Here is a 23760-nt window from a genome sequence, read left to right as displayed (position 1 = left end):
CCATGGCAATGCGCGGCAAGGGAAAAAAGCAGGCGGTCGCTCCCGATTTCTCGAGCGATCCGCTCTGGTACAAGGACGCGATCATCTACCAGGTACACGTGAAGTCGTTCTTCGATGCCAACGACGACGGCGTCGGCGACTTCCAGGGCCTCATCGATAAACTCGACTATATCGCGGAGCTGGGCGTCAACACGCTCTGGTTGCTGCCGTTCTATCCGAGTCCACGGCGCGACGATGGCTACGACATCTCCGAATACAAGGCCGTGCATCCCGATTACGGCAAGTTGTCCGACGCGCGGCGTTTCATCGCAGAGGCGCATGCGCGCGGGCTGCGCGTGATCACCGAGCTGGTCATCAACCATACCTCCGATCAGCATCCATGGTTCCAGCGCGCGCGCAAGGCGAAGAAGGGCTCCGCCGCACGTGATTTCTACGTCTGGTCGGATACCGACCAGGCCTACGACGGCACGCGCATCATCTTCCTCGACACCGAGAAGTCGAACTGGACATGGGACCCCGTGGCCGGCCAGTACTTCTGGCATCGCTTCTTCTCGCACCAGCCCGACCTGAACTTCGACAACCCGGCGGTGCTCAAGGCGGTGCTCAACGTGATGCGCTTCTGGCTGGACCTGGGCGTGGACGGCCTGCGCCTGGACGCCGTGCCGTACCTGATCGAGCGCGAGGGCACCAACAACGAGAACCTGCCCGAGACACACGCGATCCTGAAGCTGATACGCGCCGAGATCGACCAGCATTACCCGGACCGCATGCTCCTGGCCGAGGCCAACCAGTGGCCCGAGGATACCCAGGATTATTTCGGCGCCGGCGACGAATGCCACATGGCGTTCCATTTTCCGCTGATGCCGCGCATGTACATGGCCATCGCGCGCGAGGACCGTTTTCCGATCACCGACATCATGCGGCAGACCCCGGCGATCCCGGAGAACTGCCAGTGGGCGATCTTCCTGCGCAACCACGACGAGCTTACCCTCGAAATGGTCACCGACAGCGAACGCGACTACCTCTGGCAGACCTATGCCGCCGACCGCCGCGCGCGTATCAACCTGGGCATCCGTCGCCGCCTGGCGCCCTTGCTCGAACGCGACCGCCGCCGCATCGAACTGATGAACGCCTTGCTGCTGTCGATGCCGGGTACGCCGGTGCTGTACTACGGCGACGAGATCGGCATGGGCGACAACATCCATCTGGGCGATCGCGATGGCGTGCGCACGCCGATGCAATGGTCGGTGGACCGCAATGGCGGGTTCTCGCGCGCCGATCCCGCGAGCCTCGTGCTCCCGCCGATCATGGACCCCTTGTACGGTTTCCAGGCCATCAACGTGGAAGCGCAGGCGCGCGACCCGCATTCGCTGCTCAACTGGACGCGCCGCATGCTCGCGGTGCGCAAGCGCTACAAGGCATTCGGACGCGGCAGCCTGAAATTCCTTTATCCCGGCAACCGCAAGGTGTTGGCGTACCTGCGCGAGTACGAGGGCGAACACGTGCTCTGCGTGGCGAACATGTCGCGCTCGTTGCAGGCGGTGGAGCTGGACCTCGCCGCGTTCGACGGACAGGTGCCCATCGAGATCATGGGTGGTTCCTCGTTCCCTCCCGTGGGACAGTTGCCGTACCTGCTCACCGTGCCGCCCTACGGTTTCTACGCGTTCCAGATCTGCCCGAACGCGCAGATGCCGGCATGGCACGAGGTGCCGGCGGAGCCGATGCCCGATTACGAGACGCTGGTGTTGCGTGGCGCCCTGGTGGAAGGCCCCGTGATGGCCCACCACCGGGGCGTGATCGAGAAGCAGGTGTTGCCGAACTACCTCGCGGTGCGCCGCTGGTTCGCGGCGAAGGATCGAGGCATCGAGTCGGTGAAGATCCTCTACGGCGCGGCCTGGCCCGACCGGGGCGACGATCTCATCCTCACCGAGGTGGAGGCCACGCTGTCCGATGGCGGGAAGGAGCGCTATAGCCTTCCGGTGGGCATCGTCTGGGAAGACGAGAACCCGACCGCGCGCGCGCAGCAACTGGCGTTGGCGCGCGTGCGCCGCGGGCGCCGGATCGGCCTGCTCACCGATGGCTTCGCGCTCGAGGCGTTCGCCAGCGGTCTCCTGATCGGCTTGCGCAACGGCGTGGAGCTGGCGACGCAGGGTGGCGCCGTGCGCTTCGAACCCACGATCGCCTTCGCGGGCGTCATCTTCGATACGACGATCGAGAATCGCTGGTTGTCCGCCGAACAATCCAACAGTTCCATGATCCTGCATGACGCGGGTGTCGTGAAGCTGTTCCGGCGTACGTCGGCGGGCGTGAACCCTGAAGTGGAAATGGGCCGCTTCCTTACCGAGAACGGCTACGCCAACACGGCGCCATTGCTGGGCGAGGTGGTGCGCCTGGGCGAGCATGGCGAGCGGACGACGCTCGCGGTCCTGCAAGGCTTCCTGCGCAACCAGGGTGACGCGTGGGCGTGGACGCTGGACTATCTGCGTCGCAGCTACGACGAGTTCAGCCATTCCGACGAGGAGGAACGCAGGGCCGAGATCGAAGGCGGTTATGATGCGTTCGCCGCCGCGGTGGGTACGCGATTGGGCGAACTCCATGCGCTGCTTGCCAAGCCTAGCGAACTTCCGGCGTTCTCGCCGGAGTCCGCGGGCGATGCGGTGGTGACGAACTGGCGTGAAAGCGTTCGCGGGCAGGTGCGGCGTGCGCTGCAATCGGTGGATTCGGCGGCCGAGCTGCCGCCCGCGCTGGTCGCGGACGTGGACGCCCTGCGCGGCCTGGCCGACGCGTTGGACGATCGTATCGCCACGCTGGCCGCCGCCGGGCAGGATGCGCTCACCACGCGCACCCATGGGGACTTCCACCTGGGCCAGATCCTGGTCGTGCAGGACGACGCCTACATCATCGACTTCGAAGGCGAGCCCGCACGCACGCTCGACGAGCGCCGCGGCAAGAGTTCGCCGTTGCGCGATGTCGCGGGTTTCCTCCGCTCGCTCGACTATGCGGCCGCGATGGCCCGACGTGGGGAGGACGGACTGGCACCGGTCGAGGACGAGGGATTCGGCGAATACCTCACCCGCTTCCGCGCGCGCTCGGCGAAGGTATTCCTCGACGCGTACCGCGCCGTGCTCGATGCCGCGTCCACGCCTTGGATCGCGGCCGGGGCGCTGGCCCCGGTGCTCGAACTCTTCATCATCGAGAAGGCCGCCTATGAAGTGGTTTACGAGGCGGCGAACAGGCCGGGCTGGCTCGACGTGCCGCTGCGTGGATTGCTGTACATCGCGCGCGGCGAGACAGCGAACGAACTGAAGGAGGATACGTGACCGATCCCCTTACCTATGGGCTTTCCGATCCCTCCGCGGTGGATGCGCTGGTCGAGGGCCGCCATGGCGACCCCTTCGCCTTGCTCGGCCCGCACGCGGTGGAAGGGCGCCGCGTGGTCCGCGCGTTGCAGCCCGGCGCCCAGGGTGTCGAGCTGATCGATGCGCGGGGTCATGTGCTGGCCGAGCTGGCGCGCGTTCATCCCGCTGGCCTTTTCGCGGGGTTCGTCGACGATGGGCCCTACCGTCTGCGCGTGCATTGGCCGGCCGCGACGCACGACACGCACGATCCTTACGCCTTCGGTACCTTGCTCGGCGACGAGGATCTGCGACGGTTGTCCGACGGCAGCCATATCGAGTTGTTCCGCTGCCTGGGCGCTCATCCCGTCACGGTCGATGGAGTGCACGGCGTGCGCTTCGCGGTATGGGCGCCCAACGCGAAGCGCGTCAGTGTCGTCGGCGACTTCAATAGCTGGGACGGCCGCCGCCACCCGATGCGCAAGCGCGTGCCAGCGGGTGTCTGGGAGCTTTTCGTCCCGGGCCTGCTCGCCGGCGCACGCTACAAGTACGAGATCTGGGGTGCGGATGGCTCCTTGACCCAGCGCGCCGATCCGGTCGCGCTGGCCGCGGAACTGCCGCCGGCCACGGCGTCGATCGTGGCCGATCCCACGGCCTTCCACTGGACCGACGAAGGCTGGCTTCGCCGGCGAGGCGCCCTGCATCATGCGGGGTCGCCGTTGAGTATTTACGAACTGCATGCCGGTTCGTGGCTGCGTGGCAAGGACGGCAAGGAACTGCACTGGGACGAACTGGGCGAGCGGCTGATCCCTTACGTCGCGGGCATGGGTTTTTCGCATATCGAGTTGCTGCCGATCTCCGAGCATCCGTTCGGCGGCTCCTGGGGTTACCAGCCGCTCGGGCAGTTCGCCCCCACCTCGCGCTTCGGCACGCCGGAAGCCTTCGCCCGTTTCGTCGACCGCTGCCACGAGGCGGGTATCGGCGTGATCGTGGACTGGGTGCCCGCGCATTTTCCGACCGATATCCACGGGCTGGCACACTTCGACGGCACGCCGCTGTACGAGCACGCGGACCCGCGCGAAGGATTCCACCAGGACTGGAACACGCTGATATTCAACCTGGGCCGCAACGAGGTGTCGGCCTTCCTGGTGGCCAGTGCACTGGCCTGGCTCGAACGTTTCCATGTCGATGGCCTGCGCGTGGACGCGGTGGCGTCGATGCTCTACCGCGATTACTCGCGCAAGCACGGCGAGTGGGTTCCGAACATCTACGGCGGCCGCGAGAATCTCGAATCCATCGCTTTCCTGCGCCGCGTCAACCAGCTCGTGGCGGAACGCCACCCGGATTGCATGACCATCGCCGAGGAATCCACCGCGTGGCCGGGCGTGACCCAGCCGGTGGAGCAGGGTGGCCTCGGTTTCACCTTCAAGTGGAACATGGGCTGGATGCACGACTCACTGGAATACATGTCGCGCGATCCGATCCACCGCCGCTGGCACCACGGTGAAATGACCTTCAGCATGGTCTACGCGTATTCCGAGAAGTTCGTGCTGCCGCTGTCCCACGATGAAGTAGTGCACGGCAAACGTTCGCTGCTGGGCCGCATGCCTGGCGACGAGTGGCAGCGCTTCGCTAACCTGCGCGCCTATTACGGATTCATGTGGGGCCACCCGGGCAAGAAGCTGTTGTTCACCGGCGCCGAAATCGCCCAGCCGCATGAATGGAACCATGACGCCCAGATCGCCTGGGACCTGCTCGACCATCCCTTGCACCTGGGCGTGCAGAAGCTGGTCCGCGACCTGAACCTGGCGTATGCCGCCACGCCCGCCCTGCACGCCTGGGATACGGATCCCCGTGGGTTCCGTTGGGTGATCGGCGACGACGCGGCGCAGAGCGTGTTCGCGTGGGTACGCCTGGCCGAGAGCGGTCCTCCCGCGCTGGTGGTGAGCAACATGACGCCGACGCCGCGCCTCGGCTTCCGTATCGGCGTGCCGCGAGGCGGACGCTGGCGCGAGGCGATCAATTCCGACGCGGCCGACTACGGCGGTTCCGGCGTCGGCAACGAAGGCGAACGGCATGCGCAAGATGTTCCCGCGCATGGTTTTGAGCACTCGCTGGTGATCAGCCTGCCGCCCCTATCCACGGTCATCTTCGTGGCCGACTGACGAGGAATCCGATGCCCGCTCTACCCGAACGCATGCAGTCCGGTATGCCGTACCCGCTGGGTGCCACATGCGACGGCATGGGAACCAACTTCGCCGTGTTTTCCGCCCATGCCGAACGCATGGAGCTCTGTCTTTTCGATCCGTCCGGCAAGCGCGAAATAGCACGTTACGAATTGCCCGAGTGCACCGACGAGATCTGGCACGGCTACCTGCCGCGCGTCCGCGGCGGCACCCTGTACGGTTTTCGCGCGCACGGCCCTTATGCCCCGGAGGAAGGGCATCGTTTCAATCCGAACAAGTTGCTGCTCGATCCCTACGCCCGTCTGTTGCATGGGCAGGTGCGATGGTCCGACGCGCTGCACGGTTATCGCGTGTCCTCGCCGCGTGCCGACCTGTCGTTCGACCGGCGCGACAGCGCGGCGGCGATGCCCAAGGCGGTGGTCGTGGACGAACCGATGCACTGGACCCACGGCAACCGTCCGCATACCCCGTGGAACGAGACGGTGATCTACGAGACCCACCTGAAGGGGTTCACGCGTACGCTGAAACGGATACGCCAGCATGAGCGGGGTACCTTTATCGCGCTGGCCGACCCTTACGTGATCGATTACCTGGTGAAGCTCGGCGTCACCGCCGTCGAACTTCTTCCGGTGCATGCGTTCCTGCAGGATCGCCGCCTCACCGAGATGAAGCTGCGCAACTACTGGGGCTACAACACGCTCGCCTTCTTCGCACCCGAGCCGGCATACCTCGCCGAGGGTGCGCTGAACGAGATACGCGCCGCGGTGCAGGCCCTGCATGCGGCCGGTATCGAGGTGATTCTCGACGTGGTCTACAACCACACCTGCGAGGGCAGCGAACTGGGCACCACCATGTCGTTCCGTGGCCTCGACAACAAGAGTTACTACCGGCTGATGCCGGACAACCCGCGCTATTGCATCAACGACACCGGCACGGGCAACACGGTGAACACCGCGCATCCGCGCGTGCTCCAGCTGGTCATGGATTCCCTGCGCTACTGGGTGCAGACCTTCCACGTGGACGGTTTCCGTTTCGACCTCGGCGTCAGCCTCGGCCGCGAGGAACACGGTTTCGACCCGTGTTGCGGCTTGTTCGACGCGATGCGCCAGGATCCCGTCCTGGCCAACGTGAAGCTGATCTCCGAGCCCTGGGACATCGGCCCCGGCGGTTACCAGCTAGGCAACCATCCGGCGGGCTTCGCGGAATGGAATGGTCAGTTCCGCGACGATATCCGCAAGTTCTGGAAGGGCGATTCCAACATGCGCGGCGTGCTCGCAGGGCGCTTGCAGGCTTCGGGGGAGCTGTTCGACCACCATCGGCGCAAGCCCTGGGCGTCGGTGAATTTCCTCACGGCACACGATGGCTTCACGCTCGAGGATCTCGTCAGCTACAACGACAAGCACAACGAAGCCAACGGAGAGGACAACCGCGACGGCGGCAACGACAACGAAAGCTACAACTACGGCGTGGAGGGGCCGACCGACGATCCCGCCATCCGTACCGCGCGCGACCGGGTGAAACGCGCCATGCTGTCCACGCTGTTCTTCTCGCACGGCACGCCGATGCTTCTCGGTGGCGACGAGTTCGGCCGCACGCAGCAAGGCAACAACAACGCGTATTGCCAGGACAACGAACTGTCGTGGTACGACTGGAAGCTGGCCACGGACGACCGCGGAAGGGAGCTGACCGACTTCGTCGCGCGTCTCGTCCGTCTTCGCGAGAAGCATCCGACGCTCAGGGCGGCGCACTTCCTGCGTGGAGACACGGAAGTGGCGCCGGGCATGCGCGAGGTGGCGTGGTTCGACGAGAGCGGCACGGAAATGACCCAGGAGACCTGGGGCTATACCGAAGGGCGCCTGCTGGCGCTGCGCCGCGCACAGGCCTACGGCGAGAAGCGTGCCGACGTGACCCTGGTCCTGATCAACGCCACCCCAGAGAAACACGTGTTCCATCTTCCGCAGCCGGCCGTGAACTGGCGGATGAGTTGCAACAGCGCCGTGCCCTCCGCACCGGAGGCGCCGTGGAACGAACCGTCGATCGAGGTGGAAGGCCGCAGTGTCGTCCTGCTGTCGGCATCGGTGAGGACCGACCCGGCATGACGGAGGAATTCGTCCACGCGATGCCTTATGGCGCCCGGCACCTGGGCGACGGTCGAACCCGTTTCCGCCTTTGGGCGCCCGACGTGGAGGCGGTGACGATCGAGTGCGACGGCGGCCATACCTCGCCGATGCGTGCGCTCGACGATGGTTGGTTCGAATGCGTCTGTCCGGCGGAGGTGGGCTCGGGCTACCGCTTTCGTATCGGCGACGACCTGGTCGTGCCCGATCCCGCCTCGCGCAGGCAGATCGGTGGCGACGTGCATGGCTTCAGCATGGTCACCGATCCGGCGGCTTACGCGTGGCGCCATGCCGGCTGGCGGGGCCGGCCGTGGAGCGAATCGGTCATCTATGAACTGCATGCGGGGGCGCTGGGTGGCTTTCATGGCGTGGAGATGGTCCTGCCGCACCTCGCCTCGCTGGGCATCACGGCCGTCGAACTCATGCCCATCGCCGAGTTCGCGGGAGAGCGCAACTGGGGCTATGACGGCGTGCTTCCGTTCGCTCCCGCGGATGCCTATGGTTCGCCGGACGACCTGAAGTCACTGATCGACACCGCCCACGGACTGGGGCTGATGATTTTCCTCGACGTGGTCTACAACCACTTCGGACCGGAGGGAAACTATCTGGGCGCATACGCGTCGCCGTTCTTCGATGAGTCGGCGCCGACGCCTTGGGGCGCCGCTATCGGCGTGGCGACGCCGCAGGTGGGCGACTACTTCGTGCACAACGCGCTCTACTGGTTGCAGGAATTCCGCTTCGATGGCTTGCGCTTCGACGCCGTGCACACGATCGGCAATCCCGGCTGGCTGGCGACGCTGGCCGATCGAGTGCACGCCGCCGTGGAACCCGGGCGGCATGTCCACCTGATCCTCGAGAACGAGGCCAACCAGGCGAATCTTCTCGGCCGCGGCCGCTTCGACGCGCAATGGAACGACGATTTCCACAATGCGCTGCATGTGCTGCTCACGGGGGAGAACGAGGGCTATTACGCGCACTATCAACCGCCGATGGAAAAGCTGCTACGCAGCCTGCGCGAGGGCTTCGCTTTCCAGGGCGAACCCATGGGCGGGCGTCGCCGCGGTGAACCGAGCGCCCACCTGCCACCGGCGCGGTTCGTCAATTTCCTGCAGAACCATGACCAGGTGGGCAATCGCGCCTTCGGCGACAGGTTGAGCACCCTCGTCGCCACCGACACGCTGGATGCGGCCCTGGCGTTGCTCCTGCTGTCGCCCTTCGTGCCCATGCTGTTCATGGGCGAGGAGTGGGCGAGCCGCACGCCGTTCCTGTTCTTCACCGATTTTCCCGACGAGGACCTGCGCAAGGCCGTGCGCGACGGCCGGCGCAAGGAGTTCGAGGCCTTCACGGGGTTCGCCGGCGAGGAGATACCCGACCCGAACGAGTACGGCACGTTCACGGCGTCCATCCCCGTGCGGGACCGCGAACGTGGCGAGGCGCGCCGGTTGCTCGTGAAGGAATTGATCGCCTTGCGCCAGAAGCACATCGCGCCGCATATCGAGGAGGCGCGCAGCCTCGGCGCCGAGGAGGCCGGCGAACGCGCCTTCGTCGCGTCCTGGTCGCTGGGGGGCTCCTCGCTCACGTTATTCGTCAATTTCGGCGACGCCGACGTCACTTTCGCGAAGCCACCATCGCCGTCTGCGGCCTGGTTGCATGGCGATGCCGCCGATGTCGCTTCCGTTTCGCGCGGCCTGCTCCCCGCACGCCGCACGCTCGCCTGTCTGGAGTCCTGATTCGTGAACGAGCCCCTCGACGACCGCCTCGCGTTACTGGCCGAACAGGCCGGCATCGACGTGAACTGGCGCGACGCACTGGACCGGCCGCAATCGACACCGGCACGCACGGTGCGGGCCGTCCTGCAGGCCCTGGGGCTGCCGGCGGACAATGCGGACGATGTCGAAGCGAGCCTGCGGCGCATCGAGGAAGAACGCAGCGGCCGGCAACCGCCGAGGCTGCTTACCGCCGAGGCGGGCGGCAGGGTGGAATTGCCCGCGGCGGCACGCGGCCGGTCATGGAAAATCGTGACGGACGAGGGCGGTCCGGTGAGTGAAGGCGCCTTGCCCTCGGGCGAACGCATCGTCGATGCGCCCGCCTTGCCGGGCTACTACAGCTTGTTGATCGACGACGAGCCGATCATTCTCGCCGTCGCGCCTCCCCGGGCTTTCGGCATCGGCGACATCGCCGGGGCCACCCGGCCGTGGGGCATCGCCGTGCAGATGTCGGGCTTGCGTCGTCCCGGGGATGGCGGCATCGGAGATTTCACGGCGCTGGAACTGTGCGCGAAGGCAGCCGCGGAGAAAGGGGCGGACGCGTTGGCGATCAGTCCGCTGCACGCCTTGTTCGCCGCCGCTCCCGAACGCTACAGCCCTTATGCGCCGTCGAGCCGCCTGTTCCTCAATGGCCTGTACATCGATCCGGTGCGGACCAGTGGCGAGCAGACGGTGCGCGCGGTGATCGATACGCATAACCTGCGCCAGGAACTGGCCGAGCTCGAATGGCTGGAATTGATCGACTGGCCGCGTGCGGCGCGTGCCCGCATGACCATCCTCCGTTCCGTCTTCGAATGGGCGTCGGTGGACATCGCCCATTCGGAGCGCTTCGCCGCCTTCCGGCGCGAACAAGGCGAGCCGCTGGAACGGCATGCGCGCTTCGAGGCCTTGCATGCCGACTTCACCGCGCACGGAAGGCCTGGCGGCTGGCAGGGATGGCCCGAGGCGTTCCACGATCCGGCAAGTCCCGACGTGGCGGCGTTCGCGCGCGAACACGCCCGCGAGGTCTCGTTCCACGCCTGGCTGCAATGGCTCGCCATGCAGGGCCTGGAAGGCGCGCAAAAAGCCGCGCGTGAGGCGGGCATGGCGATCGGCCTGGTGGCCGATCTCGCGGTGGGGGCCGACGCGGGCGGCAGTCATGCGTGGGCACACCAGAAGGAAGTGCTCAACGGTCTGTCCGTCGGCGCGCCACCCGATGCGCTCAACCGCCTCGGCCAGGACTGGGGGCTGACGACCTTCTCACCGCGCGGATTGCGCGAGACCGGTTTCAGGGGCTTCATCGGCATGCTGCGCGCGGCACTGGCGCACGCGGGTGGCGTGCGCATCGACCATGTGCTGGGCCTGAAGCGCCTGTGGATGGTCCCGCACGGCGCCGGTGCCACGGAGGGCGCTTACGTGCGCTATCCGCTGGAAGACATGCTGCGTTTGATCGCGCTGGAATCGCATCTGCACCGCGCCATCGTCATCGGCGAAGACCTGGGCACGGTGCCCGGTGATTTCCGCCAGACGATCGCCGGGAAGGGCGTACTGGGTATTCGGGTGTTGTGGTTCGAGCGCGCAGCGGACGGTGGCTTCATCGCTCCCACGGAATGGTCGGGCAAGGCCATGGCGACCACCAGCACGCATGACGTGCCGACGGTGGCGGGATGGTGGAGCGGGCGGGACGTGGAATGGCGCAAGCTCACCGGTCTCGATAACCCCGAGGTCGACGAAATGGCACAGCGCGAGCGTGAGCGAGTGATGCTCTGGCGTGCGTTGTTCGCCTCCGGGTCGGCATGGAACGAGGACGCCCTGCCGGCGCCGGACGATATTTCGCCCGTCGTGGTGGCGGCCGCGAGACACGTGTCCCAGGCACCCGCGCCGCTCGCGATCTTTCCCGTGGAAGACGTGCTCGGCCTGCACGAGCAGCCGAACCTTCCCGGTCCCACCGACGCCATCCACCCGAACTGGCGGCGAAGGATGCCCGATTCGTCTTCACGCCTGTTCGATGGTCCTATCGCGCACGCCGTCTGCGCGGCGATCGACCAGACCCGGCATCGCGCATGAGCATCCCGCGTGCGCTGGCCCGCCTGCAGTTCCATGCGGGCTTCACCCTCGACGACGCGGTCGGTGTCGTCGGCTACTACGCGCGCCTCGGTGTCAGTCATCTTTACGCTTCGCCGGTCCTTCGTGCGCGCGCCGGCTCCACGCATGGTTACGACGTCGTCGACTGCCACGAGGTGAACCCGGAGATCGGGGGCGAGGACGCGTTGCGCCGCCTTGTCTCCAGCCTGCGTTCCCACGGCATGGGGTTGGTGCTCGACATCGTGCCCAACCACATGGGCGTGGGGGTCGAGAACGCATGGTGGATGGATGTGCTTCGGCACGGCCGCGAGAGCCGCTACGCGGGGTATTTCGATATCGAATGGCAGGCGCCCGATCCACTGTTGAGGGGACGCTTGCTGCTGCCGATCCTGGGCACGGGCTACGAGCAGGCCCTGCGTGACGGGCACGTGCAGTTGGCCCGGCGGCGCGGTGAATGGATGCTGCGGGTCTACGACGATCACCTGCCGCTGTCGCCGGCTTCGTCGGCCCACCTGGGCGAGGATGCGCGGGCCATGCACGATCCGGCGTCCGGCGAGGGCAGGGCGGCACTGCACGCGTTGGTCGAACGGCAACACTATCGCCTGGCGTTCTGGAAGCTCGCCAGCGACATGGTCAACTATCGCCGCTTCTTCGACATCAACGAGCTGGCGGGGCTGCGCATCGAACGGACGGCGGTCTTCGAAGACACGCACAAGACCATTTTCCGGCTGTATGCCGAGGGACTGATCGATGGCGTGCGATGCGACCATGTCGACGGACTGGCCGACCCGCGCCGCTATTGCAGGCAATTGCGCCACCGGCTCGAGCGCCTGCGCACGCAACGTCCCGCGGATGCACCGCGCGGCGGTGCCTACCTCGTGGTGGAAAAGATCCTCGCGCCGGAGGAAAGCCTGCGCCTCGACTGGCGCACCGATGGCACCACCGGCTATGAATTCATGGACCAGGTGTCGGCCGTGCTGCACGACGAAGACGGCGAGGCACCGCTGACCGGCTTGTGGCGCAAACTCACCGGCGAGAGCGCCGACTTCGGCACGCAAGCGGTGCGCGCGCGGCGGCAGATCCTCGTCGACAGTTTCGAGGCGGAACTGGACCGCACGGCGCGAACCCTGTTCGCCGCGGCGCGTGCCGATGTCGCGACGCGCGACGTTTCGCTGGCCGGCATCCGGCGCGTGCTGGTGGAACTGCTCGTGCATTTCCCGGTATATCGCACGTATGCCGGGGGCGCCGGCCGCGACGCCTATGACGAGGCCGTGTTCGCACGCGCGGTCGAAGGCGCGCTGCGTACCATCCGTCTCGAAGACAGCGAATTGCTGCACCTCGTCGCCCGGTGGCTGGGTGGCGAAGCGCCCCGTTCGTTGCCCCCGGGCCCGGTGCGCCGTGCGCGTGAGCGAGCCCTCGCGATGTTCCAGCAGGCGACCTCGCCAGTAGCCGCCAAGGCCGTGGAAGACACGGCGGGCTATCGCTATGGCCGTCTGCTCTCGCGCAACGAGGTGGGCGTCGATGCGGCGAGGCTGGCGATCGCGCCGGAGGATTTCCATCGCCATTGCGCGGAGCGCGCAGCCACGTTGCCGCATAACCTGCTGGCCACCGCCACGCACGACCATAAGCGGGGTGAAGATCTTCGCGCACGTCTGGCCGTGCTCTCCGAGGTGCATCAGCGCTGGATTCTCACCGTCGATCGCTGGCGCGCCCGCCATGCCGGATTCCGGCAACGTGCGGAAGGAAGGATGGCGCCCTCGGCGGCGGACGAGCTGATGCTCTATCAGATGCTCGTCGGGGCGTGGCCGCTCGGGCTGTCGCCAGGCGACGTGGATGGCGTGGAGCGTTTCGCCACGCGGATCGCCGCGTGGCAACGCAAGGCCCTGCGTGAGGCGAAGCGTTGGACTCGCTGGACTTCGCCGAATGAACCCTACGAGGATGCCTGCGAGGATTTCCTGCGTAGCGTGTTGTCGGGTGATTCGGTCACGGAACTGGCCGCCTTCGCGAACTATATCGGTGTACCCGGAGCCGCGAACGGATTGTCCCAGGCCACGTTGCGCCTGACCACGCCGGGCGTGCCCGATCTCTATCAGGGGACGGATTACTGGGATTTCAGCCTGGTCGATCCCGACAACCGGCGCCCCGTGGATTTCCTCGCCCGGGCCTCGTCGCTGGAACGCGACGATCCGCCGTCGGCCTGCTTGCCCACCTGGCGGGACGGCGCGATCAAGCAGGCGGTCATCGCCCGCCTGTTGCGGCTACGCCAGGCACATCCCGACCTGTTCGCGCGGGGAAGCTATCGGCCGCTGGTGGCCGAAGGCCCGGCGGCGGGGCACGTGCTGGCCTTCGTTCGCGAGTGGCGGGGCCAACGGCTCGTGGTCGCCGTGGCGAGGCACACGGCGGGGTGGCTGGGTGGGACGGAGACGCCCGCGATTCCCGCCGGGCGATGGGAGGGGACATCGTTGCGCTTGCCCGAAGGCCGATGGAGCGGGGTGCTCACCGAAGGCCGGCTGGAGGCGGCGGAGCCCCGGCGGGGTGCGCCGGTCTCCGCGGCGGCGGCATCCGGCAGCCCGCCTGTCGCCGCGGCGACAGTGTTCGGCAACCTCCCGGTCGCCGCCTGGATCTCGCTCCGCGCTTCGTAGGATCGCCGATGAATCGGCTCCCACGAAGAGCCCTGCCGTTTGGCAAGCCGCTCCGGACGTCGGGTCGGGTGTGGGAGCCGCTTCAGCGGCGATACCCGTGTCCTCAACCCCCCAGCGACCTCACCAGGTCGATGTAGTCGCGCATCGCGTCTTCCCGCGGCACCCCCTTCAGCGCCGCCCAGGCTTCGTGCTTGGCCGTGCCCACGAAATCGAAGAAGCCAGGTTTGTCGCCGTGCACGTCCCCCTCTGAGCCCTGCTTGTAAAGGGCGTAGATGCGCAGGAGGGTGTCGTTGTCGGGCCGGTGGCCAAGACGGGTGAGGTCCAGGTAAGCCTGCTCGAACTGGCTCTGGAGATGGTCGGACATGGAACGCTTCAAACCCGTGGCGCATAGAGGTTGGGGGCTTGTAGCACGGCCTCCGGGGGCTGTCCATGGCCGGTTTCAGGCCTCCGACGCGATATCATGCGTGTTTCGCGAACGAGGTTGATCCCATGGCCCATACGGCTGCCGTCCCCGTGCTGACCATCGACGGCCCGTCGGGCTCGGGCAAGGGCACCATCAGCCGTCTGGTGGCCGATCGGCTGGGCTGGCGCCTGCTCGATTCCGGTGCGCTCTATCGCGCCGTGGGCTATGCGGCGGGCGAGGAGGGCATCGACCTTTCCGACGCCGAGGCCGTGACCCGCTGCGCGCAGACGGTGAAGATCCGCTTCCAGGCCAGCCCTGACGGTGGAGAAACCCGGGTTCTGGTGAATGGCCACGACGCCACGGACGAACTACGCACGGAAACGGCAGGGGCCGCGGCCTCCGCCATCGCCGTGATTCCCTCGGTCCGCCAGGCCCTGGTGGACCTCCAGCACGGTTTCCGCAAGGCGCCGGGCCTGGTGGCGGACGGCAGGGACATGGGAACGGTGATTTTCCCCGATGCCGCCCATAAGTTCTTCCTCACGGCCAGCGCCGCCGAGCGTGCGAAAAGGCGCTATAAGCAGTTGAAGGATAAGGGCCTGAGCGTTACACTTACCCTTCTCCAACGAGAGATCGAGGCACGTGACGAAAGGGATGCGTCGCGGCCGGTCGCCCCGTTGAAGCCCGCCGAGGGCGCCGTGGTGATCGATACCACCGGCATGCCGATCGAGGCGGTGGTGGAAAAAGTATTCGCCGTGGTGCGTCCTTAAGGGCGCATCCGGCACAACCCCCGCGCACGCTGTGTGCTCGGGATATTGGCAACGGTGCAGGGCGGTTTCCCAAGAGGCTTCCCCCATGCGCCCACGACCGGTGGGTCCCCCGTCCGCTTGCGCTCGAGAATCGAGGCAGACGCCGGGTACGACCTTTCATAACCCTGGAATCAACATGACTGAAAGTTTTGCCGAACTGTTTGAACAGAGCCAGCAGGCCATTTCCAAGCTGAAGCCCGGCTCCATCGTCACCGGTATCGTTGTGGAAATCCGCAACGACGTGGTGGTGATCAACGCCGGCCTGAAGAGCGAAGGCATCGTCCCCATCGAGCAGTTCAAGGACGAATCCGGCGCGCTGGAAGTGGAAGTGGGCGACGAGGTCAAGGTCGCGCTCGACGCGCTCGAAGACGGCTTCGGCGAGACCAAGCTCTCCCGTGAGAAGGCCAAGCGTTCGATGGTGTGGGACGACCTCGAGCAGGCGTTCGACAAGGAAGAGACCATCACCGGCAAGATCTCCGGCAAGGTCAAGGGCGGCTTCACGGTCGACATCAAGGACGTCCGCGCATTCCTGCCGGGCTCCCTGGTCGACGTGCGTCCGGTCCGCGATCCGGTCTACCTCGAGGGCAAGGACCTCGAGTTCAAGATCATCAAGCTCGACCGCAAGCGCAACAACGTCGTCGTCAGCCGCCGCGCGGTCGTCGAGACGGAGTTCTCGGAAGAGCGCGAGAAGCTGCTCGAGCGCCTGACGGAAGGCGCGGTCGTGAAGGGCGTGGTGAAGAACCTCACCGATTACGGCGCATTCGTCGACCTCGGCGGCATCGATGGCCTGCTGCACATCACCGACATGGCGTGGAAGCGCGTGCGTCACCCGTCCGAAGTCGTCAACGTCGGCGACGAGCTGGACGTCCGCGTGCTCAAGTACGACCGCGAGCGCAACCGCGTGTCGCTCGGCCTCAAGCAGCTCGGCGACGACCCGTGGGTCGCCATCGCCCGCCGCTATCCGGTCGGCAGCCGCCTGTTCGGCAAGGTCTCCAACGTCACCGATTACGGCTGCTTCGTCGAGATCGAGCCGGGCGTCGAAGGCCTCGTGCACGTCTCCGAAATGGACTGGACCAACAAGAACGTCAACCCGGCCAAGGTCGTGCAGGTCGGTGACGAGACGGAAGTCATGGTCCTCGACGTGGATGAAGAGCGTCGCCGTATCTCCCTCGGTATCAAGCAGACCCGCTCGAACCCGTGGGAAGCGTTCGCCGCCATGCACAAGAAGGGCGACAAGGTGTCCGGTCAGATCAAGTCGATCACCGACTTCGGCATCTTCATCGGCCTGGAAGGCGGCATCGACGGTCTCGTCCACCTGTCCGACATCTCGTGGCAGGCATCGGGTGAAGACCTCGTGCGCAACTTCAAGAAGGGCGACGAAGTCGAGGCCGTGGTTCTGGCCGTCGATCCGGAGCGTGAGCGTATCTCCCTCGGCATCAAGCAGATGGAGCAGGATCCGTTCGGCCAGTTCATGGCCACGAATCCGCGCGGCACGGTCCTGACCGGCACCGTTCGCGAAGTCGACGCCAAGGGTGCGATCGTGGATCTCGGCGAAGGCGTCGAGGGCTACATTCGCGCGAACGATATCGCCAAGGAGCGCGTGGACGATGCCACGCAGTACCTGAAGGTCGGCGATGCGGTCGAGGCGAAGTTCACCGGCATGGATCGCAAGGGCCGTCAGCTCCAGCTGTCGATCCGCGCGAAGGACGAGGAAGATCTGGCCGATACCATGGCCGACTACCAGTCCGCCGCTGGTGGCACGACCAAGCTCGGCGCGCTCCTGAAGGAACAGATGAACAAGGCCGACTAACCGTCGGGCGAGGGGCGGCCGTGCCGCCCCTCGCTGTTGTTTGACAGATTAGCGTCAGCTTCGAGAACCACCAGGGGACCCATGACAAAGTCGGAACTGATCGAGGCGCTGGCGCGGCGCCAGACCCACCTTGCCTTCAGCGACGTGGAACTTGCCGTCAAGAGTGTGCTCGAACAGATGAGCCACGCCTTGTCCACGGGTGAACGTATCGAGATTCGCGGCTTCGGCAGCTTTGCGTTGCACTTCCGTCCGCCGCGCATGGGGCGTAACCCCAAGACCGGCGAAGCGGTAGCTCTGCCGGGCAAGCACGTGCCACATTTCAAACCCGGCAAGGAATTACGCGAACGCGTAAACCTTATCGAGGAAACCGACGCCGCGCAGTGACGCGGCGTTTTTTTTGCGCTTCGTACGGCTCGGCTTGGCCGTCGCGTGGGGGCGGGCAGAGCCGTCGGCCGCCACCCTCGTCGCTCCGAGCTGCACCGTCGCTCGGGAAAGGATGCCGCTGCGCGGCCGTGTCTTATGGCTGACGCCCCTTCGCGCCCGTCGCGCCGGGCGGGGTTTCCGATTCGCCCTCCGTGGCTCAGCGGAAACGGCCGGCCATCCATGGCCGGCCCCCTACGGGCCTTTTCGCCCGTCGCTCCTCGGTTCCACAAGTCGCGACGAGGGTGGCGGCCGACGGCTCTTCCGAGCACTAAGGGGTCGTGCGACAAGGGCAACGCTCGCCAGGGGTTGGACACCGCACATGGAAACCGCCTCCCGTGAGTCTCCCTCACCCGGGTGGGAAGCGGGCTGGCCCGCGATTCGCCTCCCTGTTTTCGAACGAATGAAGCTGTGCATTGCAATCGAGCGAGCGGTGACAACCCTCGCCCGATCATCGCAAGGCTTCCTTCGCCAGCGGAGAGATCGAGGACTCGCGGGCCAGCCCGCTTCCCACCCGGGTGCGGCAACCGGCAATCGGCAAATGGCTGGTGACTGGCTGCACGTGGCGCGGCGGGCTTTGCTCTTCCCACCAATCACCCCAGTGTCGAGTGAGCTGCCGGGCGCCACCCTCGGCGCGACATTAGGAGCCGAGGACGGACGGGTGGAAAAGGCCCGCAGGGGATCGGCCAGGACGGCCGATCGTTTCCGCTGAGCCAGGAAGGCGAATCGGAAACCCCCGCCCGACCGTCCGAGCCCGAAGGGGCGCAGCCATCAGACATGGCCGCGCAGCGGCATCCCTTCCCGAGGGACGGCGACTACCGTCGCGCCGAGGGTGGCGCCCGGCAGCTCCCCCGCCTCGCCACACAACCAACCGCGTCATCGCCGGCACACAGTCCTGAACGTGCCGCCGAAGCTGTATGAAAAGCCAACCGCACCGCACCATGTTATTCAGGATTCGGGTAGAGTCGCCGGATGCGTCTGCTTGCCATCATCTTTCTCTTGCTGTTCATCGCCGCCGGCATCGTTTTCGGTGCGCTGAATGCCGATCTCGTGCCGTTCGACCTCGGCTTCGCCCAGTTGTCCCTGCCGAAGGGCGGGGCGATGCTGGGGGCCGTTCTGGTGGGATGGATCCTGGGCGGCATCACGGCCTGGCTGGGGACGTCCTTCGCGCACCGGCGGCGCCGGCGCGACCGCGGCGAACGCAAGGCGGCCAACGCGACGACCGCATGAATCCGATCTGGTTGTTGGCGCTCGTTCCCCCGCTGGCCTTCGCCTGCGGCTGGTGGCTCGGCCGGCGGAGCCACGCCAGGCGCTCCGGCGATCGCGTCAATGAGCTTTCCTCCGATTATTTCCGGGGCCTGAACTACCTGCTGAACGAAGAGCAGGACAAGGCGCTCGAGGTGTTCCTGCGCCTTGCGGAATACAACCGCGACACTGTCGAGACCCATCTCGCGCTGGGCAATCTCTTCCGCAAGCGCGGCGAGGTCGACCGGGCCATCCGCCTGCATCAGCACCTGGTCTCGCGCCAGGGACTCTCCGATGAAATGAAGACGGTGGCCTTGCTCGAACTGGGCGAGGACTACATGCGAGCCGGCTTGCTCGACCGGGCGGAAACACTGTTCTCCGACCTCGTGGCCATGGATGCGCTGGCACCCTCTGCATTGCGCCATCTCGTCGCGATCTACCAGCACGAGCGCGAGTGGCACAAGGCCATCGACCACGCCCGCCGGCTGGAGACCATGACCGGCGAGGACGAGTCGGCGATGATCGCCCAGTTCTACTGCGAGCTCGCAGAGCAGTCGCGCCAGCATGGTGCGCGTACCGAGGCCCGCGAGTACGTCAAGGAAGCCTTCGGCTGCCAGCAGGATTGCGTCCGCGCGCACATGATCGCTGGCCGTCTCTCCTCGGAAGACGACGAACTCGATCCGGCGATCGCGTCGTACGAGGCCGCCATCGCGGCGGATATCGCCTTCGTTCCCGAGATCCTGCCGCCGCTGCTCAACTGTTATGCCCGCTCGCAGCAGATGGATCGCGCCGAGACCTTCCTGCGCGAGATCATGGAGCGCTACCACGGCATATCGCCCGTGCTGGCCCTGACCCGGCTCTACGAGGGCAGGGACGGTGAGCGGACCGCCATCGACTTCCTCACCGGGCAGTTGCGCAAGCGTCCCTCCGTGCGCGGCCTCATGGCGCTGATCGACGCGACCATGGACAAGGTCTCCGGCGAGGCCCGTGAGAACTACCTCATCTTGCGCGACCTGACGCGCAAGCTGCTCGAAGGGCAGGCGATGTACCGCTGCAGCCGCTGTGGCTTCGGTGCCAAGGCGCACCACTGGCAGTGCCCGAGTTGCAAGAACTGGGGCACGGTCCGGCCCATCCACGGCGTCGCCAACGAATGACGGGCACAGTCGCGAGCGCCGGCTCCTTGCTGATCGGCTGCGCCCTGGCCGCCTTCCTCGTCTCCTTCGCCAGCGTGCGCGTCGCCATCGCCTACGCGCATCGGCGCGGCATGCTCGATGCGCCCGGTCATCGCCGCTCGCACACGATGCCCACCCCCCGCGGCGGCGGTATCGGCATCGTCGCCGGCGCGCTGGCGGGCATGCCGGCGGCGCTCCTCCTCCTGCCGGGCTCGCCCGGGGTGGCGGTCGTCGGCGCGTTCACCGTGGCGGTGATCGCCGTGGCGGCCATCGGCTGGCTGGACGACCATGGCTCGCTGCCGATCAAGCCCCGCCTGCTCATCCAGCTGGCAGCCACCCTCCTGTTCTGCGTCGCGGTGGCCACCGGCACCACGAGCCTGCTCTGGTCCTTGCCCTTGCTGGTGGCCGGCGTCTGGTGCATCAACCTGCACAATTTCATGGATGGAATCGACGGCCTGGCCGCCCAGCAGGCGATCTTCTTCGGCGCGGCCTCGGCGGCCCTGGCCTGGGCCGCCGGCAACCCGGCCATCGCCGGTGCCGCCCTCGCCCTGGCTTCGGCTGCCGTGGGTTTCTGGTGGTTCAACCGCTCCCCGGCCCGGATATTCATGGGCGACGTGGGCAGCGGAACCGTCGGCCTCATGGTTTTCGCGATTTCCGCGACGTTATGGGCTTTTCGTACGAATTTGCTCTGGCCGGCGCTGATTTTCTCCTCCGCCTTCGTCATCGACGCGACCTTGACGTTGCTCGTGCGAATGCTGCGCGGTGCGCGCTGGTACACTCCGCACCGCGAACACCTTTACCAGTGGCTCGTGAGGCGAGGGGCGTCACATCGGAAGGTAGCCGCGGGCTACTTCGCATGGAACGTGCTCGTCTGCGTTCCCGTCGCATGGATCGCGTTCCGCTCGCCAGCGGCGGCGCCCCTGTGCATGGGAGCGGTGTACCTGTTGGGAGCAGCGGTCTGGCGTACTGGCAAGCGAAACTGCTTGCGTCGAAGGGAGCGACATGTTTCTGCGTAAGTTCATCGGCATCATCCACCCTCGTACGGCGGTCGTCGCGCACGACCTGGCCATGGCGGCACTCGCGTGGTGGATCGCGAAAGCGCTGCGCTATGCCTTGATGCCCGACCTCGCGCCGGTCACGTACCTGCCGATGGAATTTCCCATCGTGCTGCTGGTGCAGGGCGCCGTGTTCAACTGGACCGGCCTCTACAAGGGTGTCTGGCGGTTCGCCAGCCTGCCCGATCTCTGGAACATCATCCGCGCCACCGTGATCGGTGCGTTGATCATCGGCCTGGCCATGGTCATGTATGCGCGCCTCGATGGCGTGCCCCGCTCGGTATTGCTGGTGTACCCGGTGGTGCTGGTCGTGCTGCTCGGGCTGCCCCGGCTCAGCTACCGTTTCTGGAAGGACAGCCGCATCGACCTGTTCCAGTCGGCACCGACCAAGCGCGTGCTCATCGTGGGCGCCGACCGGGCGGGTGAAGCCTTGTCGCGCGACCTTCGCCGCGACAGCCGCTACAGCGTGATCGGCTTCGTCGACGACAATCTCGCGCTTCGCGGCGCGCAGATCGGTGGCATCCCGGTGCTGGGAACGGTGGACCAGTTGGCCGAGTTGTCGAAGGCCGTGGCCGTGCAGATGCTGCTGATCGCGGTGCCCGGAGCGACCACGGCGCAGATGCGCCGGATCGTGGCGTTCTGCGAAAGTACCGGCTTGCCGTTCCGTACCGTGCCGCGCCTCGAGGACGTGGTCGCGGGGCGTGCGCAGTTCAACGAGATCAAGGAAGTGGCCATCGAGGACCTGCTCGGCCGCGATGCGGTGGAGCTGGATTGGACGGCCATTCGCGAGAACATCAGCGGGCGCCGCGTCCTCGTGACCGGCGGCGGCGGCTCGATCGGTTCGGAACTTTGCCGGCAGGTGGCGCGCCTGGGCGCCAACTCGCTCACCGTGGTCGAGATGTCGGAGTACAACCTGTACCGCATCGGGCAGGAGCTGACCTCGGCCTATCCGGAACTGATCTTCAACGGCGTCCTCGCCGATGCGCGCGACGCCACCGCGGTGAATCGCCTGTTCGAGGAGACCCAGCCGCAGATCGTCTTCCATGCCGCAGCCTACAAGCACGTGCCGATGTTACAGGGGCAGTTGCGCGAGGCCTTCCGCAACAACGTGCTCGGCACGCGCATCGTCGCCGATGCGGCCGTGCGTTGCGGTGCGGAATCGTTCGTGCTGATCTCCACCGACAAGGCGGTGAACCCGACCTCGGTGATGGGCGCCTGCAAGCGCATGGCCGAGATCTGGTGCCAGAATCTCGCAGCGCATACTTCGACACGTTTTATTACGGTCCGCTTCGGTAACGTACTGGACTCCGCCGGTTCGGTGGTCCCGTTGTTCCGCAGGCAGATTCGCCAGGGCGGCCCGGTGACGATCACGCACCCGGAGATATCGCGCTATTTCATGACCATTCCCGAGGCCTGCCAGCTGATCCTCCAGGCGGCCAGCCTCGGCAAGGGTGGTGAAATCTTCGCGCTCGACATGGGCGATCCCGTGAAGATCCGCGACCTCGCCGAACAGATGATCCGTCTCGCCGGCAAGCGTCCCGGTTCCGACATACAAATCGTCTATACCGGGTTGCGTTCGGGCGAGAAGTTGTTCGAGGAACTGTTCCACCCACTGGAGAACTACACGAGCACCACCCACGCGAAGATCTTCCAGGCTCAGCACCGCCAGGTCTCGTGGGAAATGTTACAGATCCAGCTGGCACGCGCCGAGGAGGCCGTGACCGCGTTCGATGAAGAAACCCTGCGCCGGTGCGTGTCGCAGCTGCTGCCTTCCTTCCGCTGGAGCGAGCCGCAGACCGACAACGTGCTGCCGCTACGCCGCAACGAAAGTGGAGACAACGCATGACCCAACCCCTGCGCAAGGTCGTATTTCCCGTCGCCGGTCTCGGTACGCGCTTCCTTCCCGCGACCAAGGTGGTGGCCAAGGAAATGCTGCCCGTGCTCGACCGTCCGCTGATCCAGTACGCAGTGGATGAAGCCGTCGACGCGGGTGCCGATACGCTGGTGTTCGTCACCAACCGCTACAAGCATGCGATCGCCGACTACTTCGACAAGGCTTACGAGCTGGAAGAAAAGCTCGCGGAGAAGAACAAGGAAGAACTGCTGTCGATCCTGCGTGGCATCCTGCCGCGTCACGTTCGCTGTGTGTTCGTCACCCAGCCGGAGGCCCTCGGTCTCGGCGACGCCGTACTCCGCGCCGCCCCGGTGGTGGGCAACGAGCGTTTCGGCGTGATGCTGCCGGACGACCTCATCTGGACCAAGGGCAAGGGCGCGCTTCGCCAGATGGCCGAGGTGGCCGACGCGAACGACGCCGGCGTGATCGCTGTCGAGGAAGTGCCGGAGAACGATACCGACAGGTACGGCATCGTCGATACCAGCGAACAGCTCAGCGACCGTGCATCCGTGATCACCCACATGGTGGAGAAACCGAAGCCCGCCGATGCGCCGTCGAATCTCGCCGTGGTGGGCCGCTACGTGCTGCCCAGCGGGATCTTCGAGTACCTGCGCAACACGAAGGAAGGCGCCGGCGGCGAGATCCAGCTTACCGACGCCATCGAGAACCTGCTCAAGGACAAGGGCAGGGTGCTGGCTTATCGCTTCGAAGGCACGCGCTTCGATTGCGGCAACAAGGCCGGCCTGGTCCGCGCCACCATGGCGATGGCGCTGGAAGATCCGAAGCTCGCACCGATCGTGCGCGAGTTCGCCAACAAGGCGTAATCGCCATCGCCGACAGGGTCG

The 23760-nt window shown here is 66.2% G+C and carries 15 protein-coding genes; 14 read left to right on the top strand and 1 reads right to left on the bottom strand.

The window, feature by feature from the left end:
• Window positions 1-2 precede the first annotated feature (2 nt).
• The 6 genes from treS to treY are packed head-to-tail and all read left to right on the top strand — an operon-like array spanning window position 3 to window position 14110.
• The gene (gene treS, locus QFZ41_RS02710) at window positions 3-3320 is read left to right on the top strand and encodes a maltose alpha-D-glucosyltransferase (protein ID WP_429197345.1); all 3318 of its coding nucleotides are present in this window, start codon (window positions 3-5) and stop codon (window positions 3318-3320) included.
• Window positions 3317-5500 carry a 1,4-alpha-glucan branching protein GlgB gene (glgB, locus tag QFZ41_RS02705; RefSeq protein WP_429197344.1) on the top strand — a complete coding sequence of 728 codons (2184 nt, stop codon included), beginning with the start codon at window positions 3317-3319 and terminating at the stop codon, window positions 5498-5500. The genes treS and glgB overlap by 4 nt, the downstream gene beginning before the upstream one ends.
• An 11-nt stretch (window positions 5501-5511) precedes the next feature.
• Window positions 5512-7620, top strand: a complete 2109-nt coding sequence (glgX, locus tag QFZ41_RS02700; protein WP_429197343.1) for a glycogen debranching protein GlgX — start codon at window positions 5512-5514, stop codon at window positions 7618-7620.
• Complete coding sequence (treZ, locus tag QFZ41_RS02695; RefSeq protein ID WP_429197342.1) at window positions 7617-9368, top strand: malto-oligosyltrehalose trehalohydrolase; 1752 nt, start codon at window positions 7617-7619, stop codon at window positions 9366-9368. Before glgX ends, treZ begins: the two co-directional genes overlap by 4 nt.
• A 3-nt stretch (window positions 9369-9371) precedes the next feature.
• Entirely contained in the window at window positions 9372-11450 is a 2079-nt protein-coding gene (gene malQ, locus QFZ41_RS02690) for a 4-alpha-glucanotransferase (protein ID WP_429197341.1), read from the top strand.
• The gene (gene treY, locus QFZ41_RS02685; protein ID WP_429197340.1) at window positions 11447-14110 is read left to right on the top strand and encodes a malto-oligosyltrehalose synthase; all 2664 of its coding nucleotides are present in this window, start codon (window positions 11447-11449) and stop codon (window positions 14108-14110) included. Before malQ ends, treY begins: the two co-directional genes overlap by 4 nt.
• Before the next feature lie 103 nt (window positions 14111-14213).
• Here the strand turns inward: treY and QFZ41_RS02680 are convergent, their stop codons facing one another.
• Complete coding sequence (locus QFZ41_RS02680; protein WP_429197339.1) at window positions 14214-14474, bottom strand: acyl-CoA-binding protein; 261 nt, start codon at window positions 14472-14474, stop codon at window positions 14214-14216.
• 125 nt (window positions 14475-14599) lie between these two features.
• Between QFZ41_RS02680 and cmk the strand changes: the two genes are divergently transcribed.
• From cmk to galU, 8 genes are all read left to right on the top strand, one after another.
• The gene (gene cmk / locus QFZ41_RS02675) at window positions 14600-15280 is read left to right on the top strand and encodes a (d)CMP kinase (RefSeq protein WP_429197338.1); all 681 of its coding nucleotides are present in this window, start codon (window positions 14600-14602) and stop codon (window positions 15278-15280) included.
• Between the two features lie 175 nt (window positions 15281-15455).
• Window positions 15456-17129 (top strand): 30S ribosomal protein S1, encoded by a 1674-nt coding sequence (gene rpsA, locus QFZ41_RS02670; protein WP_371024961.1) that lies wholly within the window; start codon window positions 15456-15458, stop codon window positions 17127-17129.
• A gap of 81 nt (window positions 17130-17210) precedes the next feature.
• Window positions 17211-17513: an integration host factor subunit beta gene (locus QFZ41_RS02665; RefSeq protein ID WP_306847660.1), complete on the top strand. Its 303-nt coding sequence runs from the start codon at window positions 17211-17213 to the stop codon at window positions 17511-17513.
• 1008 nt (window positions 17514-18521) lie between these two features.
• Window positions 18522-18779: a LapA family protein gene (locus QFZ41_RS02660; protein WP_429197337.1), complete on the top strand. Its 258-nt coding sequence runs from the start codon at window positions 18522-18524 to the stop codon at window positions 18777-18779.
• Window positions 18776-19948, top strand: coding sequence for a lipopolysaccharide assembly protein LapB (gene lapB, locus QFZ41_RS02655; protein WP_429197336.1), 1173 nt, complete (start codon window positions 18776-18778; stop codon window positions 19946-19948). The genes QFZ41_RS02660 and lapB overlap by 4 nt, the downstream gene beginning before the upstream one ends.
• The gene (locus tag QFZ41_RS02650; RefSeq protein ID WP_429197335.1) at window positions 19945-20982 is read left to right on the top strand and encodes an MraY family glycosyltransferase; all 1038 of its coding nucleotides are present in this window, start codon (window positions 19945-19947) and stop codon (window positions 20980-20982) included. Before lapB ends, QFZ41_RS02650 begins: the two co-directional genes overlap by 4 nt.
• The gene (locus QFZ41_RS02645) at window positions 20969-22867 is read left to right on the top strand and encodes a polysaccharide biosynthesis protein (protein WP_429197334.1); all 1899 of its coding nucleotides are present in this window, start codon (window positions 20969-20971) and stop codon (window positions 22865-22867) included. The genes QFZ41_RS02650 and QFZ41_RS02645 overlap by 14 nt, the downstream gene beginning before the upstream one ends.
• Window positions 22864-23739 (top strand): UTP--glucose-1-phosphate uridylyltransferase GalU, encoded by an 876-nt coding sequence (gene galU, locus QFZ41_RS02640; protein ID WP_429197333.1) that lies wholly within the window; start codon window positions 22864-22866, stop codon window positions 23737-23739. The genes QFZ41_RS02645 and galU overlap by 4 nt, the downstream gene beginning before the upstream one ends.
• Window positions 23740-23760: the final 21 nt, after the last annotated feature.

It is taken from the genome of Luteibacter sp. W1I16, assembly GCF_050434905.1.
Classification (GTDB): Bacteria; Pseudomonadota; Gammaproteobacteria; order Xanthomonadales; family Rhodanobacteraceae; genus Luteibacter.
This window is presented reverse-complemented; position numbering and strand designations above follow the sequence as displayed.

Coding starts and splice junctions, on each gene's coding strand:
- QFZ41_RS02680 (WP_429197339.1), bottom strand. CDS start 14,474: ATGTCCGACCATCTCCAGAGCCAGTTCGAGCAGGCTTACCTGGACCTC.
- treS (WP_429197345.1), top strand. CDS start 3: ATGGCAATGCGCGGCAAGGGAAAAAAGCAGGCGGTCGCTCCCGATTTC.
- QFZ41_RS02645 (WP_429197334.1), top strand. CDS start 20,969: ATGTTTCTGCGTAAGTTCATCGGCATCATCCACCCTCGTACGGCGGTC.
- glgX (WP_429197343.1), top strand. CDS start 5,512: ATGCCCGCTCTACCCGAACGCATGCAGTCCGGTATGCCGTACCCGCTG.
- galU (WP_429197333.1), top strand. CDS start 22,864: ATGACCCAACCCCTGCGCAAGGTCGTATTTCCCGTCGCCGGTCTCGGT.
- QFZ41_RS02665 (WP_306847660.1), top strand. CDS start 17,211: ATGACAAAGTCGGAACTGATCGAGGCGCTGGCGCGGCGCCAGACCCAC.
- cmk (WP_429197338.1), top strand. CDS start 14,600: ATGGCCCATACGGCTGCCGTCCCCGTGCTGACCATCGACGGCCCGTCG.
- QFZ41_RS02650 (WP_429197335.1), top strand. CDS start 19,945: ATGACGGGCACAGTCGCGAGCGCCGGCTCCTTGCTGATCGGCTGCGCC.
- treY (WP_429197340.1), top strand. CDS start 11,447: ATGAGCATCCCGCGTGCGCTGGCCCGCCTGCAGTTCCATGCGGGCTTC.
- QFZ41_RS02660 (WP_429197337.1), top strand. CDS start 18,522: ATGCGTCTGCTTGCCATCATCTTTCTCTTGCTGTTCATCGCCGCCGGC.
- treZ (WP_429197342.1), top strand. CDS start 7,617: ATGACGGAGGAATTCGTCCACGCGATGCCTTATGGCGCCCGGCACCTG.
- rpsA (WP_371024961.1), top strand. CDS start 15,456: ATGACTGAAAGTTTTGCCGAACTGTTTGAACAGAGCCAGCAGGCCATT.
- lapB (WP_429197336.1), top strand. CDS start 18,776: ATGAATCCGATCTGGTTGTTGGCGCTCGTTCCCCCGCTGGCCTTCGCC.